Below are 16,801 nucleotides of genomic sequence, written 5' to 3'. Positions count from 1 at the left end.
CTCAGCGGGACCGGATCAGCCGACTGGTCCGGCGGCTCAGCGGGAGCTGATCAGCAGGCCGGGTACCGTGGTTCGGCCGGTGCGGAATTCGGTGTACGCCCACTGCTCGACGTCGGGCTGCGGGCCCACCGGGTTCAGTGTCACCTGAGCGCTTCCGCCGCGCTGCACACTCGCCGGCGTTGTCAACGTGGCGTTGTGCCGGTCAGCCTGCTCGGGGACGACGGTCACCCCGAGCTGGTAGGGGACGTCCGAGGAGGCCGCCGTCTGGGCGTGCACATAGGCGGTGTAGACGCCCGGTTCCGGGAAGAACCGGACACTGCGCTCATTGCTGTGCCAGGATGCCCAGCTCCGATCGACCCGTTTGCCGTCCTTGTAGAGGTAGAGGTCGAGGTTCGTGTCGGGGTCGTCCGAGGCGGTCTGCACGATCAGTCCCGCCGTGCCACGCGGCACCACGATCTTCGTAGCCTGTGTGCCCACCCCGCCGGGGGAGAAGACACCCCCGCTGACGGAGGTCGTGAGCTTCTTGTCCTTCCAGGCCACCGGCGTGTACCCGGTGGTGCGCCCGGCGAGCGGTCCGGTGAAGCCGGGCTCGAGGAACCCCTGGCCCTGCCCACCGGTGCGACCGAACTCTATGCCCGTGTCGTCGTACGGCCGCGGTGTGAAACCCCACGGCCGCCCCGCGACGGTCAGCCGCACCCGGTGCTTGGCGCTGCTGAAGGTGAGCGAGCCGGTGGCGTAGCGGTCCCAGGTGGCGGTGCCGCGCTCGAGCGTGATGGTCACCGTCTTGGTGGCGCCGGGCTTCACCGAGAACGTGCGCGGGGTGACCGTCACCTTCATCCCGGTGAGCCCGTCGACGCGCGCCGTGTACGTCTCGGTGCGCGTGCCGACGTTGGTCAGTCGCCGCACGAGCCGGACCGGCTTCGTCCCGTCGTACTCGCGCAGCGCGATCGACGGGAGGTTGATCTCCTTGCCGTCCGGGTTCGCCGCGGCCGCGAAGGCCTTGAGCTCGGCGGCGGAGGGCTCGATCACCAGTCCGGGGTCGTCGGCGGACGCCGGGCGGGGCAGACCGGAGCCCTGGCGCAGCGGACTGGTCGTGCCCCGGGTGTCGGTGGCGCTGGTACGCAGCGCCGACGCGGTCGCGCCGGGCGACCACTTCGCGTGCCGGGCACGCAGCACCGCGGCCATGCCGGCCACGTGGGGGGCCGCCATGGACGTGCCCGAATACGCGTCGAACAGCCGTCCGCCGGAGACGGGCGAAACTGCCGCCACCACGTCGATCCCGTCCGCGACCAGGTCGGGCTTCTGCAGTCCGGTGTGCACCTGGTCGGGCCCGTAGGACGAGAGGCCGGCCACGCTCGGCAGCCCCACGAGGCTGCTGCCGTCGCCGCCCGTCACCAGCGACGCGGTTCCGTCGCTACGGTGCGCCCACAGGTAGTTGAAGAGCTTGCCCGCCTGCTCGTCGCTCCACAGGTAGACGGTCGGGAAGTCGTAGATGACGTTCAGCCGCACGTTGCCGGTCGACTGGAAGAGCACCACTCCGACACCACCGGCGTCCTTCACCGCGGCGACCGCGGCCACCGAGTCGATGAAGTCGCAGGCGACGATCTTGCCCTTGACCTTGGCGGGGTCGAGGCTCCCGGGCCAGCAGAACTGTGCGCCGTCGTCGAGCGATCCGGCCTGGTCGGCGAAGACGATCGGCGTGCGGCGGTCCGACGGCAGCCGGTCCATCGACGTGCCGACGATGCGGGAGCCGTCGCCGAGGCGGACGGTCGCCTCGTGGGACCGCTCAACGGTCGCGCCCACCGTGGTCACCCACGGCTCGGCGTTGCTGATCATTCCGGACATGCCGTCGTTGCCCGCCGAGGCCGCGACGAAGACGCCGGCGAGGTACGCGTTGAGGAAGGCGTCCCCGATCGGGCTGTTCGGCTGGTAGTCGCCCATCGACGAGCCGATCGAGTAGTTGATCACCTGGACACCGTCGGCCACCGCCGCGTCGATCGCCGCGACGATGTCGGCGTCCGTACCCGAGCCGCCCCACAGTGCCTTGTAGACGGCGATCCGCGCGTCGGGCGCCACCCCGGAGATCGCCCCGTAGTCGTGCCCGAGCACCATCGCGTGCTTGACGGGCAGGCCGGCCGCGGTCGACGCGGTGTGGGTGCCGTGTCCGTTCATGTCGCGCGCGGACAGGACCTCACCCTCGGGGAGCGAACCGTAGGCGCTGAGCCAGCCGTCGGCGAAGTACCGGGCTCCGACGATCTTGCCGTTGCAGGCGGTCGCGGGGAAGTTCTCGTCGGTCTGGCACGTGCCGTGCCAGCCTGCCGGGCGCGGCATCGTGGCGGCGAAGGAAGCGCTCTCCGGCCAGATCCCGGTGTCGATCACCCCGATGACAACGTCGGAGCCGTGGACCGGCTTGGTCTGCGCTGCCTTCTGCGCCGCTGCCGGCTTCGCCGCCGCCTGTCCGGCACCCTGCCCTTCCGGCGCGGTTGTGGTCGCGGCGTCGGCCTTGACGAGACGGGCCGGCGTCACGGCCGCAACGCGGGTGTCCCTGGCCAGCTTCGCGGCCTGAGCGTCACTCAGCTTCGCGGCGAAGCCGTTGAAGGCGGTCGTGTAGGTCTGCTGCGCCCGGACACCGAAGTCGGCGAGTACGTCCCGCTGCGCTTGGCCCAGGTGCTGCCGGTACCTGTCCGCCGCAACCGAATGCGGCTGCAGTTCCTGCCCGTTCGCGGGCCTGGTCGCCGCAAGGCCCTTGACGCCGCCGGCGTACGAAGTGACGGGCGCCTCCCGCAGCCGTACGACGTACTGCCCGTTGACGGCCTTGGGCTGTGCGGGGGAGTGCAGTGCGCCACCACCGGTGAGGGTGGGCCGGGAGTGGTCGTACTGACCCAGCCTCAGGTCCGGCAGGGAACTGGCGGGCTGTGCTGTGGCCGGCCCGGCGGTCCCCAAGCCAGCGCATATGGTGGCGAATATGGTGACTATCGACGCCGCGGTGAATCGGCGTCGTCTTCGAAGGCTCGCGCTCGTGGCCACGAGTCTCCTCCCATGAGGTGAAGGTTACGAATATCTGTCCTACTCAACCCTCACCCGGTTAAACCAAGATCACGGCCGAATGACAATCCGCTCACTGGGTTCGTCCGCTGCTGACCAGCCGTCAATGACCCCTCGTGAGCTGTGATTCCGACCGCACCGTGTGCTCACCCACCGGTACGGGGGATTTCCGGCGTATGTGCCGCGTTGGGAGTTCTGATGGTCCACCAGCAGCTGACATTGCCCCTCTTCCGCTTTTCCTGCGGTGTGTTCCGATAATGTGCGCTTCCTCGGCGCGACCGCGGTGCGCAAGCCCGGACACAACCGGCGGTGTGTCCTCTGGCGGAAGGAATGCGGAGAAAGCCTGGGAGTCTTTCCGGTGATCCAGGCGTACGGACCACGGACGGCGCCGGAGGCGGCCCGGCGGCGACGCGTCACCGCCTCCGGCTGTGACAGGGCCTACCCGCCCGCGGGGCGAGGGGGGTTGCTCACGGTGCGAGAAGTTCGCCGTAGGTCTCGCTCGGGTCGGCGCTCAGCGCCGCCTTCGCCAAGCGGGTGTCCTCGTCCGCGAGGACTTCCAGCACGCCGGCCTCGAGTCCGTCCAGGGCCTGGCGCACGACGTCGGCGGGGTCGTTCTTCGGAACGTCCCAACCGCTCATCATGTCCGTGTCGGTCGAACTCATCAGCAGGCCGGTGACCTGGGTGCCCTGTTCCGCCAGCTCCAGGCGGACACCGTTGGTCAGGCTCCACGCGGCCGCCTTGGCGACCGCGTAGGAGTTGGCCCCGGGATAGGAGAGCCACGACAGGCGCGAGAGCACGTTCAGGATCGCGCCTCCGCCGTTCGCGGCGAGCACCGGCGCGAAGGCACGCACGACCGAGAGGGTGCCGTAGAAGGAGGTGTCCAGTTCGCGACGGATCTTGTCCAGGTCACCGGTGACGAGGTTCTGGTAGAGGCTGATGGCCGCGTTGTTGATCAGCAGCGTGACGTCCGACGCGGCCGCGGCCGCAGCGGTCACGGAGGCGGGGTCGAGGAGGTCGAGGCGCAGGCGCTCGGCGCCCGCGATGTCCACGCGCTCGGGGTCGCGTGCGGTCGCGTACACCTTGGCGCCGCGCGCGAGGAGCTGCTCGGCGAAGTGACGGCCGAGCCCACGGGAGGCCCCGGTGATCAGTACGGTACTTCCGGAAATCTTCATGGGTTGACCGTATGGCGCGGGCGGTGAGTGGTTCGATGGCTCCACGACGCAATTGCATACCCCTTTGTCTCAGACCAGACCGTCCGCCGGGTAGCCTGTCTGTATGGATCTGCTCGCCGAGGTACTGGCCCTGTCGGACGTGCGCGGAGCCGTCGGCGCGCGCATCGAGGCCGGTGAGGACTGGGGCTGGTGGTGGTCGTCCGCCACGCCGCGCGCATCGCTTCACGCGGTCACCGCGGGGACGGTCTGGGTGGGCCTGCCCGACGGCCCGCCCCTCCAGTTGATGCCGGGCGACGTCGTCCTCATGCCCGGTGGGGCCGAGCACGCGCTCGGCAGCGACCCGGCGGCGGTGGCCCGCACGGGGCCCCGCACGTTCGACGACTGGCACATCACCGGATCCGGAACCGTTTCGATCGGCACCGGACCGCCGCGCTCCCGCATCCTGTGCGCCGATTACGATCACGACCGGACCGTCTCGACGCAGGTGCTCGCGCTGCTGCCCGCGGTGGTCCACCTGCGTGCGGGCGACGACCCGGACGGCCTGGCCCAGGACACCGTGCGCCTGCTGGGTCGAGAACTCGCCGCCCCGCGAGCGGCAACCGGTGTGGTCCTCGACCGGCTGGTGGACGTACTGCTCGTCCACGTGCTGCGGGCCTGGCTCGCCTCCGGGGGCACCTCCGCACCCTCCTGGCTCGGGGCCCTTGACGACCCGGTGGTGGCGGCCGCCGTGACCAGGCTCCACGAGGAACCCGCCAGAGCGTGGACCACCGCCGCCCTCGCCCGTGAGGTCGGGGTCTCGCGCGCCACTCTGGACCGCCGCTTCGCCGCCACGACCGGCGAATCGCCCGGCGCGTACCTCACCCGCTGGCGCATGGACCTCGCCGCCCGGCGCCTGCGCGACACCGACGACAGCCTCGACGCGATCGCCGCCGCGGTCGGCTACTCCTCCGGCTACGCCTTCAGCCGGGCCTTCCGCCGTGCACGCTCTCAGCCGCCGGGCAGGTTCAGGACGACCGCTCGCACCCAGGGCGGCCGCTTCCCGGCAGGCGACGCCACTGCGGCCGTCTGACCACCGGACCACGAGCCGCGGACTTCGGCACGCCGAACGTGCGTTGTTGGACCGCTGGAAGAACGCGGTCCGGTCGGGCCGGGGCCGGTGCGCTCGTGGTCCGCGGAGAGCCTGGCATCGGCAAGTCCGCGTTGCTCGAGCAGGCGGTGGCGACGGCGGGCAACTTCCAGGTGGTGCAGAGCGGCGGTGTCGAGGCGGAGACGGACCTGCCCTTCGCCGTGCTGCAGCAGGTGTGCTCGCCGCTGCTCTCCGTACGGGAGCGGTTGCCCGCACCGCAGCAGGACGCGCTGGCGGTGACGTTCGGTCTGCGGGGCGGGGCGCCGCCGGAGCCTTTGACGCTGGGGCTGGCCGTCCTCGGCTTGCTCTCGCGGGCGGCGGCCCGCCGAGCGCTGATCTGCGTGATCGACGACGCCCAGTGGCTCGACCCCGGTTCGGCCGAGGTGCTGGGGTTCGTGGCGCGCCGTATCGGTGCGGATCCCCTCGGCATCGCCTTCGCCACTCGCCGCACCGACGACGGGTTTCGCGGACTGCCGGAGGTGGTGGTGAGCGGACTCGGCCCGGGTGACGCGCGCGCATTGCTGGGATCGGCTCCGCACGCGCCGTTGGACGAGGCGGTGGCGGAGCGGATCGCGGTCGAGGCCCGCGGTAATCCGCTGGCACTGCTCGAATTGTCCCGGACGGTACCGGCCGTCGCCTTCGCGGGGGGCATCGGTCCGCCGGGTACCGCGACATTGCCCGGGCGGATCGAGGACAGCTTCCGTGATCGGGTCCTCGCACTTCCGCCTGCCACCCGGCTCCTCCTTCTGCTGGTCGCGGCGGAGCCCCTGGGCGACGCCGCACTGCTGTGGCGGGCCGCCGCACGTCTGCGGATCACGTCCTCGGCGGCGCTCGCGGCCGAGGACGAGGGCTTGCCGTCCATCGGCACCAGGTGGTGTTCCGCCACCCGTTGGTGCGCTCGGCTGTCCACCGCGCGGCGTCGCCCGTGCAGCGGCAGGCCGTGCACCGGGCACAGGCCGCCATCGGGTTCGATGCGGAAGCCGCGGCGGAGCTGGCGAGATCGGCTCATCGGGCCCAGGCCCGCGGCGGGCGGTTCGCGGCCGGCGTCACCCTGGCCGTCAGCGCCGTGGCGATCGCCGTCGACCAGGCCGACGGCCTGCTGCACTCGCACCCGCTGCTCATCCACTTCGCCACGTTGGTGATGGTGGCACTCCTCATCGTGAGCGCCGGGGAAAGGGCCTGTCGGCGATCGAGGACGCCGCCGCGCTGCTGGGCGCCTTTCGGGAGGCCGCCCACCGGCGCGGCTCCCTTCCCGAACTGGCTGCCGCCCTGGAAGGCAGCATCCGCAGGCACCTGACCCAGGTGGCCGACAGCGACCCGGGGGCTGGGCTGCGAGCGGTTCGTCACCGCCCTCCTGGTCGAGATCCCCGACGAAGACCGTGTCCTGCGGGTCATCAGCTGCGGCCACCCGGGCCCGCTGGTGAGGCGCGACGGCCGGGTCACCGTCCTGCACGCCTCCCGGCCCGCACCGCCGTTGGGACTGTCGGGGACAAGGCCGGACGACTACGACATGGACACCTTTGCGTTCGGTGCGGGCGACACCCTGTTGCTCTACACCGACGGCCTCATCGAAGCCCAAAACACCACCGGGTGCTTCTACCCGGTCCTCGACCGGGCCGCCACGTGGACCTGGGAGTGTCCCCGTACCCTGCTGCAGCAGGTCAACCAGGACCTGGACAGCCACACCGGCAAGACGCTGGGCGACGACCTTGCGACAGTGGCCGTTCAGCACACCGCCGGCCTGCCGGCGACCTGAGGTCATCCTGATGGCCCGTGGGGAGTGGAGCGGGCCCGGCAGGCCCACCCCTACTGGGGCACCGCCTGATCCCGCTGGTTGCGACCAGGTCTCCGGTCAGCCAGGCATCGGGTGGTGCACTCGGGCGAACTGCTCCACGATGGCCGCGCAGAAGGCGGGCAGGTCAGCCGGGCTGCGGCTGGTGACCAGCTGGCCGTCGACGACCACTTCCTGGTCGGCGACGACCTCCGCGCCGGCGTTGCGCAGGTCGGTGCGGATGCTGGGCCAGGACGTCAGGCGGCGGCCGCGCACCGCGTCGGCTTCCGCCAGGATCCATGGGCCGTGGCAGATCGATGCGACCGGTTTCCCGCTGGCCATGAAGTCCTTGACGAACTGCACCGCGTGGCGGTCCATCCGCAGTTGGTCAGGGTTCATGGTGCCGCCGGGCAGGAGGAGGGCGTGGTAGTCGTCGACGGAGGCGTCGGTGACCAGGCGGTCCACAGGGAAGGTTCCGGCCGCGTTGAGGTCGAACTGGCGGGCCTGGATCTCGCCGGGGTGGAGCGAGACAATCTCGGTCCTCGCCCCTGCGCCGTGCAGCGCACCGCGCGGCTGGTCGAGTTCGACGCGTTCGACGCCGTCGGTGGCCAGAATCCCGACCCGCATCCCCCGGAGTTCCTGTGTCATGGTATTGCTCCCTTCACGAGTCGCTGGTTGTGCGACGCGAGCGGCAGGGACATCCGCCGGGGCCAGCCTCGACGAAGTCGCCGCACCGCTTCAGATCGTTCCTGTCCAGGTCGAGGTCCGCGGCGGCGCTGAAGAATCCGGCGAAGGTCGACGCACCCATCACGGGCATGCCTCTCGTCTCCTCACCGAGGACCGTACGGGTCGCTCACTCCCGGCCGCGCCGCCATCGGCTCGTTACGCGGTCGAGATTTCCACAGCCCCCTGGTGAGCGCCTCCGCACCCCAGGCCGAAAAGGGCACTCCCTATTCCCCCGGCAGGGCAGCATGAAGTGCGGAGCAAGGCCCGGCCAGCCGTACGGCCGTTCGCGCGTTGGAGGCTGCACGGTGTTACGCCCGGGCCGCGGCCCGGGCGTAACAAGGCGATGATGTGGAGGTCGACCAGGTTGAGCAGCGCCCGCAGTGCCGCAGGAAGGCGATGCCCACACCGCCGGACCAGTGCGGCCCCATGTCGATGTCGGGCACTTCCAGTGCCACCCGGCGCACGACGCCGGCCGCCGTGAACGCCCCGTCGCCCACCTCGCGGTTGACCGGGAAGGTGCCTTCGCCGCCTGCGAGGGCAGCCTGTGGCGGCTCTGTGCGGAACGGCACTGGCGGGGACGGTGGCCACTCCGGGAGACCCGTGCGGGATTCACCGACCTGATGGGGGAGGAGAAGCTCCGTTACTGGGGCGTGAGCACCCTGGACGTCGCCGACAGGGTAGGGCCGCACACCGTCCCCGGCGGCGACGCCGTGGCATTCGCCAGGTGCTGTACCAGCTCTCGGCCCGACGTACCACGGGTCGACTCTGTGTGGGGGGCCCGACCCCGGCCGGCCGGTGCTCAGCCCCTCGCGCCGTTGTCCGAGCGCGCGAGCCGGGCCGCGAGATAGGGCGCGGTGGCGCTGCGGCGGGCCCTCGCCACCTTGGCCGGCGGGCCCTCCGCGACCACCTTCCCGCCCGCGTCGCCGCCGCCCGGCCCGAGGTCGATGACCCAGTCGGCGGTGGCGATCGTGTCCAGGTCGTGCTCGACGAGGACGACCGTGTTGCCGGCGTCGACGAGGCGGTGCAGCTGTCGCAGCAGCAGGGCAATGTCCGAGGGGTGCAGTCCCACCGTCGGCTCGTCGAGCAGGTAGAGCGCGTGCCCGGGGCGGGCCCGCTGCAGTTCGGTGGCCAGTTTGATGCGTTGCGCCTCACCACCGCTGAGTTCCGTCGCGGGCTGGCCCAGTCGCAGGTACCCCAGTCCCACCTCGCGCAACGTCTCGAGACTGCGGAAGGCGGCCGGGACGGCGGACAGGAAATCGGCGGCGGCGTCGACGGACAGCGCCAGCACTTCCGCGATGTTCTTGCCCCGGTAGGTGACTTCCAGCGTTGCGGCGTTGTACCGGGCGCCCTGGCAGGTCGGGCACGGCGCGTAGGTCCCGGGCAGGAAGAGCAGTTCCACCGCGACGAATCCTTCGCCCTGGCAGGTCTCGCACCGCCCCTCGGGCACGTTGAAGGAGAACCGACCGGCCGAGTAGCCGCGCGCCTTGGCCTCGTCCGTCGCCGCGTACAGCTTGCGCACCGCGTCGAACATCCCCGTGTACGTGGCCAGGTTGGACCGGGGAGTTCGGCCGATGGGCCGCTGGTCGACCCGGACCAGCCGGTCGAACGACTCGACCCCCGACGCGTCCTGGACGTCGACCTCCAACTGCGCCTCGTCGGGATCCTCGGGTACGAGTCCGAGGTGGCCGCGGACGACCTCGGCGAGCACCTGCGTCACCAGCGTCGATTTTCCGGAACCGGAGACGCCCGTCACCGCCGTCAGCACGCAGAGCGGTACGTCGACGGACACGTCGTGCAGATTGTGGCGGGAGACGCCACGCAGGTGCAGCCAGCCGTGCGGTGCGCGCGGACGATGTTCGAGCGGCAGGGCCCGCCCGAACAGGTACCGGCTCGTGGCCGACTCCACGACCCGTTCAAGACCGGCGACCGGACCGCTGTACAGCACGCGTCCGCCGCCCTCGCCCGCGGCGGGGCCGATGTCGACCACCCAGTCCGCCCGCCGTACGACGTCCATGTCGTGCTCCACGACGAACAGCGAGTTGCCCGCCGCCTTGAGGCCGTCCAGCACGTCCAGGAGCGGTTCCGCGTCAGCCGGGTGCAGGCCCGCGGAGGGTTCGTCGAGGACGTAGACGACGCCGAACAGCCCCGAGCGCAGCTGGGTGGCGATCCGCAAGCGCTGCGCCTCGCCGGGCGACAGGGTCGTCGAGCGGCGCCCGAGGCTGAGATATCCGAGGCCCAGGTCGAGCAGTACGTCGACCCGCGCCACCAGATCGCCGCAGATTCTGACCGCGACCTCGGTCGTCTCCCCGGATCGGGCGGTCGACGTGGTGGCGTCGGCCTTGGACCGCCCCGCGACGGGCCGCAGCAGCGCCACGACCTCGGTGAGCGGTATCGCGTTGATCTCGGCGATGGAACGTCCGGCGAAGGTCACGGCGAGCGCCTCGGGCCGCAGTCCGCTGCCGTGACACGCGGGGCAGGGCACACTTCTGACGAATCGGAGCGCCCGTTCGCGCATCTTCTCGCTCTTGGAGTCGGCGAGGACGTGCATGACGTGCTTGCGGGCGCTCCAGAACTTGCCCTGGTAGCCGTAGTCGACGCGGTCCTCCTCCGGCTCGATGTACACGGAGGGCTGCTCGTCCGTGTACAGCAGCCAGTCCCGTTCCTTCTTCCTGAGCTTGCGCCACGGCCGGTCGATGTCGATTCCCAGGCCGCTCACGACACTGCGCAGGTTGGCGCCCTGCCAGGCGCCCGGCCAGGCGGCGATCGCCCCCTCGCGGATGCTCAGCGAGGGGTCCGGGACGAGCAGGTCCTCGGCGACATCGTGCACGACGCCCAGTCCGTGGCACTCCGGGCAGGCGCCGGCCGCGGTGTTGGGCGAGAAGGACTCGGCTTCCAGCCGTGCGGCCCGGGGCGGATAGGTGCCGGCGCGGGAGTACAGCATGCGCAGCAGATTGGACAGCGTGGTGATGGTGCCGACCGTCGAACGCGAGCTGGGGGACCCGCGTCGCTGCTGCAGGGCCACGGCGGGTGGCAGTCCGGTGATCTCCTGCACGTGCGGTGCGCCGACCTGTTGCAACAGCCTTCGGGCGTACGGTGCTACGGACTCGAAGTAGCGTCGCTGGGCCTCCGCGTAGAGCGTGCCGAACGCGAGCGAGGACTTGCCCGAACCGGAGACGCCGGTGAAGGCGACCATCGCGTCCCGCGGAACGTCGACATCGATGTTCCGCAGGTTGTTCTCACTGGCGCCCCGGACATGCACGAAGGGGTCGGTCGCGTCCTTGCTCACCGTTCCTGATTACCTGATCGCGCCGGGGACCGCGCGACAGGTGCCGTCACCAGGCGCCGCTCACACGAGCGTCCGGAGTATCCCGAATCGAGGCGGGGACGAAGAGGCCCTACCCCCAGGCGGGGCAGGGCCTCTTGCCGTCAGGGCGAGGTGCTGGAAGACATTTCCCTTCCGGCGCTGAGGTGGTGCTCCGCCCGGGTGTGGCCGTCGGAGCCCGGAAATGACCCTCCGGTGGAGGCCGAGGTGTTTCCGGAAGGCGAGTGAACCCGTGAACGGTCTTCGCCACCCTGCAAGGCGCACTGCCACTGGCCTGCACAGACAGGTGAAGCATGCATCAGGAGGGAAGCCCAGGGGCACGCTCTGGCGAGCGCGTTTGCACCGTACATGGCGAAGGACCGTGCAACGGTCGGGGCTCATTTCCAGGCCGAGGGCCATACACGGGGGCCACCTACGCCCAGGACACGGGCATCACGACAGATCACCTCGCAGCCGCTCTGTCAGGCTCTCGCGGCGGTCTGCCTCAGCGCCAGGACCAAGGCCTCGGTTGCCACCGCGGCCGCGCGAACGCTTCGCGGCCGGTATGCGGGACTATCGCCGGAGGCACGAGGCGACCTGGCAGCAGCGGGTGGACGCGCTCGGCAAGGGCCACTACCGCCGCTACGAACCAACCGCGGCAAGGGTCGGCAAGGGCGCGCAACGGCTACTCGACCGCTACGGCGGAGACCTGCGCCGCTTGCGGGACGAGGCGGGCAGGGACCCGGACGAGTTGCGCCGCGCCCTGCGCCGGATCCCGCAGTTCGGCCCGGTCGGGGTCGACATCTGCCTCCGCGAGGTGCAGTCCGTATGGCCGGAGGTGGGTCCCCTGCTCGACGGCAAGGCGATCGACGGCGCGCGGGGACTGGGCCTGCCCCAGCAGCCTGAGGCACTGGCCGAACTGGTGCCCCGGGAGGCTCACGCGGCCTTCGCGGCGGCACTGGTCCGGGCGGCACTCGACCGGCGGGGCGTCGACGAGGTGGCGGAGGCGCGCGGCTGAACGAGGTGGCGGAGGCGCGCGGCTGAACGAGGGGGCGCAGGGACATCCTGTCCGTATCTCCGGGCGCGGCCATGCGGGGCGTGGTGCGCCACGGCCGACGTCGCCGCTATCGGCCCGGAGTGCCGTCACCCCCGAACGCGGTGGTGGGCGGGGATCGCGACAGTGCGCACCTCGACGGAAGGGGTCATCGTCCTTCGCGGTCCGCGTGCTCGTCCTGCTCCCGGTGCTTGTGGCCGGGGAGCATTTCCTGCACCTTCGCCTTGAAGCCCTGCCGGACCATGGCGGTGCGGTCGGAGTCGCCCTTCAGGACGGAAGCGGCCGCGGCCTCGATCTGGTCCAGCGTGGCGTGCGGCGGGATCGGGGGCACCGCGGGGTCGGTGCGGAAGTCCAGGACGAACGGACGGTCCGCTGCCAGTGCCTGCCGCCAGGCGCCCTCGACGTCGCCGGGCTTCTCCACGCGGATGCCGTCCAGCCCGATGGAGCGGGCGAAGTCCGCGTAGGCCACGTCCGGCAGGGACTGGGAGGGCAGGAATTGCGGAGCGCCGGACATGGCGCGCATCTCCCAGGTGACCTGGTTGAGATCGCCGTTGTTGAGGACGGCCACGACCATGCGCGGGTCGGACCATCCCTCGTGGTACTTGGCTGCCGTGATCAGTTCGGCCATTCCGTTCATCTGCATCGCGCCGTCCCCGACGAGGGCGATCGCGGGCCGGTCCGGCTGGGCGAACTTGGCGCCGATCACATACGGGACGCCCGGCCCCATGGTGGCCAGCGTGCCGGACAGGGAACCGCGCATGGAGCCGCGCATCCGCAGGTGGCGGGCGTACCAGTTGGCCGCGGAGCCGGAGTCGGCGGCCAGGATCACGTCGTCCGGCAGCAGGCTGTCCAGGGCGTGCACGACGTACTCGGGGTTGATCGGATCGGCCGCGACGGCGGCGCGCCGCTGCATGACCTCCCACCAGCGTGCCGTGTCCTTCTCGATCTTCTTCCGCCAGTCGCCGTGCTCCTTGCGTTCCAGCATCGGCAGCAGCCGTGCGAGGGTGCGCCGGGCATCGCCGACGAGGTTGACCTCGAAGGGGTAGCGCAGGCCGATCATGAACGGGTCGATGTCGATCTGCACCGCCCGGGCCTTCCCGAACTCCGGCAGGAACTGCGAGTACGGGAAGCTGGAGCCGATCACCAGCAAGGTGTCGCAGTCCCGCATCAGCTCATAGCTCGGCCGGGTGCCGAGCAGGCCGATGGCACCCGTCACGTAGGGCAGCTCGTCGGACAGGGCGTCCTTGCCGAGCAGCGCCTTGGCCACGCCGGCACCCAGAGTGTCGGCCAACTGCTCCACCTCGGCCCGCGCTCCGCGCGCGCCCTGGCCCACGAGGACGGCGACCTTCTCGCCGGCGTTGAGCACCTCGGCGGCCCGCGCCAGGTCGGCGTCGTCCGGCACGGGGGCGGAGGAGGACATGCCGAGGCTGGACGGCACCATCTTGAACGCGTGCTGCGGAGGGGAGTAGTCGAGTTCCTGGACGTCCGCCGGGATGATCACCGCGGTGACCGTGCGCTTGGCCTGGGCCGTGCGCATCGCCCGGTCGATGACATTGGGCAGCTGCTCGGGGACGGTCACCGTCTCGACGAAGTCGGACGCGACGTCCTTGAAGAGGCTGTGCAGGTCGACTTCCTGCTGGTAGGAGCCGCCCATGGCGCTGCGGTTGGTCTGGCCCACGATCGCCACCACGGGAACGTGGTCGAGCTTCGCGTCGTAGAGCCCGTTGAGCAAGTGGATGGCCCCGGGCCCGGACGTGGCCGCGCAGACGCCCACCCGGCCGGAGAACTTGGCGTACCCGACCGCCTGGAAGGCGGCCATCTCCTCGTGCCGGGCCTGCACGAAGACCGGCTTGTTATCCGCCCGGCCCCAGGCGGCGAGCAGCCCGTTGATGCCGTCACCGGGATAGGCGAAGACATGCTCCACATCCCACTCCCGCAGGCGCTGCAGGACGAAGTCCGAGACCTTGATCGACACGGGGTTTCCCTTTCTGGTCTGTCTGTCCGGCTTTCCTGACCGCCGCGGCGGCCGGCAGCCGGCCGTCCCGCCGCGGCAACCGCGGACGGGGCCCGCTGGGCTCACCGCGGGAACGCCACGCGGACCGTCGGCGTGCTTGCACGGCATGCGCTCGGACCCGACAGCGTCCGCGCCGGCCCGCGGTCCGCTGGGGCCCCCGAGCCTCGCGCCATGCATGCCGCCTTCCGCCGCCTACCGGACGGGCCTCGTGCCCCTGGGGCACGCGTGCCCGGCCACCGAAGTCCCTAACGTTCCCGGGAGCGGCGAGCCCGCCCAGGACTGCCGGCGCGGGTGCCCCGGGCAGTGCCGACCTCATGCCGTCCGCCCGCTCCTCAACCGGAAGATGGGCCGGCCGCCTCCTGGCACCCATGAAGCCGCTCGGGCTGTTTTGTGCCCCGTTCGGCGGGAAGCCGAGTTGGAGACAGTGAGGAGTGACTTCGGTGGATCTGCCTGATGACATGGCTCCGGCGACGGTGACGCAAGACCTTCCGATAGCCGACTACAAGCACCTGCCGCGGATCTCGGTCGAGGACCGGGTGGGCGAGCTGGACCGGGACGGAGCGGAGAAAGTACTGCGGTACGAACGCGAACACCGGGACAGGACTCCGGTCATCCAGCTGCTCATCGCCCGGCTGCGGCAGCTTCGTACCAGCGGGGGCAAGACCGGCTGATCACCTGAGGACGCAAGAGACCGCCGGAGGCACCCGTCCCGGGAGCCCGAAGACGACGTCTCATACCGCCGCAGCCGAATGGAAGAACGCCGCCGCCTCACCTCGCGAGCTGACCGCAAGTTGGGACAGGATGTCGGCGACGGTGACGCGCGATGCGGTGACCCTGAGAGTCGAGACGCGGATCGACCGTGCTCGGTTCGGGATGGACTGGAACCGAATGGGGATGATCAGAGGCCGCACCACGGTCGCCGTCGAAGCGGTCTTCGTCCGGTAGAGCCCTCGACGACAGCGACTCGCGGTGTATTGGCCGGCTGTCGGCGAACTCACCCCGCCGCCGGGTCCGCGTCCTCACCGTTGCCGGCCGACCGGGACACGGAGGGGCGCTGCGCGAGGTCGTGACCGGCGGGATGCGGTCCGTGGGCCGTGCCCGCCGTGCCCAGCCGCGCACCTGGGCCGGGGTACGGCCACGGGTCACCATCCGCAGCGGCCCTGCTCGCCTCGCAGCGGTACGCGTAGTGCTTCCGCGTAGAGCCGGCTCTGTTGCCGTTGGTGCCCATGGGAGCGGCGGAGGTCACTGTGCCGATCTTTACCGTGAGCGGGCACGGATTGACGCTCACCGCTGAGGTGGCCAAGCTGGTGAGAGGGGTGGTGGAAGGGGCCGGCCGTGACCGGTGGCGAGAGTGGAGTTTCCCGGCTGCTGACGGCGGCGGAGACAGCGGCGCCGGCGGATGCCGTCGACGTGGTCGCGGAGAGCCTGCGGCGGCGCTTTCAGGCGACGAAGGTCTCCTTCCTCATCGTGGACCTGACGGGGAAGGCGGTGGCCCGGCTGTCCACCGCCGGGGCAGCGGGGGGCGAGCGGGAAGCGGAACGGATCCCTCTGTTCGGGAGCGTCTACGAGGAGGTGATCCGTACCCAGCGGCTGTACCAGGAGGTGACGGGCCGGGGGCAGCGGGTGATCGTGCCGGTCACCAACCGCGGGGACGCCATCGGGCTGCTGGAACTGCTCATGCCGACCGCCTCCGGCGACGATGTCCTTCACGCGGTCGGGGAAGCCGCCCATGTCCTGGCCTATGTGGTGATCGCCAACGGGCGTTTCACCGATTTCTACACCTGGGGCAAACGCACCAGGCCCCCCACCCTGGCAGCGGAGATCCAGTATCAGCTGCTGCCCCCGTCGCTGTCGTGCGAGGCCGCGCAGTTCACCCTGTGCGGGAGTCTGGAGCCCTCCGAAGATCTCAGTGGCGACACCTTCGACTACACCGTCGACCGGGACACCCTGCACCTGTCGGTGACCGACCCCATGGGTCACGACATCGGCGCCGCTCTGGCCGCCACGGTCCTGGTGGGCGCCCTGCGCGGTGCCCGCCGTGCGGGTGCCGACCTGGCCGAGCAGGCCCGTCGGGCCGACCAGGCCCTGGGCGACCACGGCCACGGTCACGCCACCGGGCAGATCCTGCGGATCGACCTCCACACCGGTCGGGCCCAGCTCGTCAACGCCGGACACCCCTGGCCACTGCGCGTGCGCAAGGGGGTCGCAGAGGTGGTCACCTGCGAGGTGGACCATCCCTTCGGACTGTCCGTGCACGTGCCGCACGCCTACCGGGTTCAGGACCTCGATCTGCGCCCCGGCGACCGTCTGCTCATGCTGACCGACGGCATGCTCGAACATCAGGGGCAGAAGGTCGACCTGCCCGCCTTGTTGGAGCGCACCCGGGACCTGCATCCGCGGGAGACCGCGCTGACGCTGACGTCCGCGGTCCGGGACGCCGCCGACGGCCGGCTCGAAGACGATGCCACCGTGATGTGCCTGGACTGGCACGGCCCCCAGGAGACCCAGCGGCACGTCAGCTCCGGCGCGGACACTCAGCAGGCCTCGGCCGGCCGCAGGAAGCATCAGCCGTGATCAGCGAGCTTTCCTGGG

The 16,801-nt window shown here is 70.9% G+C and carries 11 protein-coding genes; 6 read left to right on the top strand and 5 right to left on the bottom strand.

Annotated elements, in window-relative coordinates:
- Positions 1 to 36: 36 nt before the first annotated feature.
- Positions 37 to 2,943, bottom strand: a complete 2,907-nt coding sequence (locus PV364_RS17765) for a S8 family serine peptidase (protein ID WP_319660990.1) — start codon at positions 2,941 to 2,943, stop codon at positions 37 to 39.
- A 569-nt stretch (positions 2,944 to 3,512) separates the two neighbouring features.
- The gene (locus PV364_RS17760; RefSeq protein WP_319660989.1) at positions 3,513 to 4,217 is read right to left on the bottom strand and encodes an SDR family oxidoreductase; all 705 of its coding nucleotides are present in this window, start codon (positions 4,215 to 4,217) and stop codon (positions 3,513 to 3,515) included.
- Positions 4,218 to 4,320: 103 nt separating this feature from the next.
- On the opposite strand from PV364_RS17760, the gene PV364_RS17755 reads away from it, so the two are divergent.
- The 3 genes from PV364_RS17755 to PV364_RS17745 all read left to right on the top strand — a co-directional run bounded on the left by PV364_RS17755 (position 4,321) and on the right by PV364_RS17745 (position 7,099).
- Positions 4,321 to 5,286 carry an AraC family transcriptional regulator gene (locus tag PV364_RS17755; RefSeq protein WP_319660988.1) on the top strand — a complete coding sequence of 322 codons (966 nt, stop codon included), beginning with the start codon at positions 4,321 to 4,323 and terminating at the stop codon, positions 5,284 to 5,286.
- A 38-nt stretch (positions 5,287 to 5,324) separates the two neighbouring features.
- Positions 5,325 to 6,485, top strand: coding sequence for an ATP-binding protein (locus PV364_RS17750; protein WP_319660987.1), 1,161 nt, complete (start codon positions 5,325 to 5,327; stop codon positions 6,483 to 6,485).
- A 182-nt stretch (positions 6,486 to 6,667) separates the two neighbouring features.
- Complete coding sequence (locus tag PV364_RS17745; protein ID WP_319661034.1) at positions 6,668 to 7,099, top strand: PP2C family protein-serine/threonine phosphatase; 432 nt, start codon at positions 6,668 to 6,670, stop codon at positions 7,097 to 7,099.
- A 96-nt stretch (positions 7,100 to 7,195) separates the two neighbouring features.
- Here the strand turns inward: PV364_RS17745 and PV364_RS17740 are convergent, their stop codons facing one another.
- Positions 7,196 to 7,762, bottom strand: a complete 567-nt coding sequence (locus PV364_RS17740) for a type 1 glutamine amidotransferase domain-containing protein (RefSeq protein ID WP_319660986.1) — start codon at positions 7,760 to 7,762, stop codon at positions 7,196 to 7,198.
- A gap of 877 nt (positions 7,763 to 8,639) precedes the next feature.
- The gene (gene uvrA, locus PV364_RS17735) at positions 8,640 to 11,126 is read right to left on the bottom strand and encodes an excinuclease ABC subunit UvrA (protein WP_319660985.1); all 2,487 of its coding nucleotides are present in this window, start codon (positions 11,124 to 11,126) and stop codon (positions 8,640 to 8,642) included.
- Positions 11,127 to 11,706: 580 nt separating this feature from the next.
- On the opposite strand from uvrA, the gene PV364_RS17730 reads away from it, so the two are divergent.
- Positions 11,707 to 12,159: an endonuclease gene (locus PV364_RS17730; RefSeq protein WP_319660984.1), complete on the top strand. Its 453-nt coding sequence runs from the start codon at positions 11,707 to 11,709 to the stop codon at positions 12,157 to 12,159.
- 184 nt (positions 12,160 to 12,343) lie between these two features.
- Here the strand turns inward: PV364_RS17730 and PV364_RS17725 are convergent, their stop codons facing one another.
- A complete protein-coding gene (locus tag PV364_RS17725) occupies positions 12,344 to 14,170 on the bottom strand; it encodes a thiamine pyrophosphate-requiring protein (RefSeq protein WP_319660983.1) in 1,827 nt (608 codons plus the stop codon).
- 479 nt (positions 14,171 to 14,649) lie between these two features.
- On the opposite strand from PV364_RS17725, the gene PV364_RS17720 reads away from it, so the two are divergent.
- Together PV364_RS17720 and PV364_RS17715 are read left to right on the top strand one after the other, a co-directional pair.
- Positions 14,650 to 14,880 carry a hypothetical protein gene (locus PV364_RS17720; RefSeq protein WP_319660982.1) on the top strand — a complete coding sequence of 77 codons (231 nt, stop codon included), beginning with the start codon at positions 14,650 to 14,652 and terminating at the stop codon, positions 14,878 to 14,880.
- Positions 14,881 to 15,574: 694 nt separating this feature from the next.
- Entirely contained in the window at positions 15,575 to 16,783 is a 1,209-nt protein-coding gene (locus PV364_RS17715; protein ID WP_415924571.1) for a PP2C family protein-serine/threonine phosphatase, read from the top strand.
- The last annotated feature ends 18 nt before the right edge of the window (positions 16,784 to 16,801 follow it).

Origin of the sequence: Streptomyces sp. MI02-7b (assembly GCF_033793585.1) — a bacterium.
GTDB lineage: Bacteria > Actinomycetota > Actinomycetes > Streptomycetales > Streptomycetaceae > Actinacidiphila.
Note: the sequence above shows the minus strand (reverse complement) of the source record. Positions and strands in the feature narration are given on the sequence as shown.

Excerpts from the sequence above, each read along its gene's own strand:
- PV364_RS17760 (WP_319660989.1), bottom strand. The coding sequence starts at position 4,217 with ATGAAGATTTCCGGAAGTACCGTACTGATCACCGGGGCCTCCCGTGGG.
- PV364_RS17755 (WP_319660988.1), top strand. The coding sequence starts at position 4,321 with ATGGATCTGCTCGCCGAGGTACTGGCCCTGTCGGACGTGCGCGGAGCC.
- PV364_RS17740 (WP_319660986.1), bottom strand. The coding sequence starts at position 7,762 with ATGACACAGGAACTCCGGGGGATGCGGGTCGGGATTCTGGCCACCGAC.
- PV364_RS17730 (WP_319660984.1), top strand. The coding sequence starts at position 11,707 with ATGCGGGACTATCGCCGGAGGCACGAGGCGACCTGGCAGCAGCGGGTG.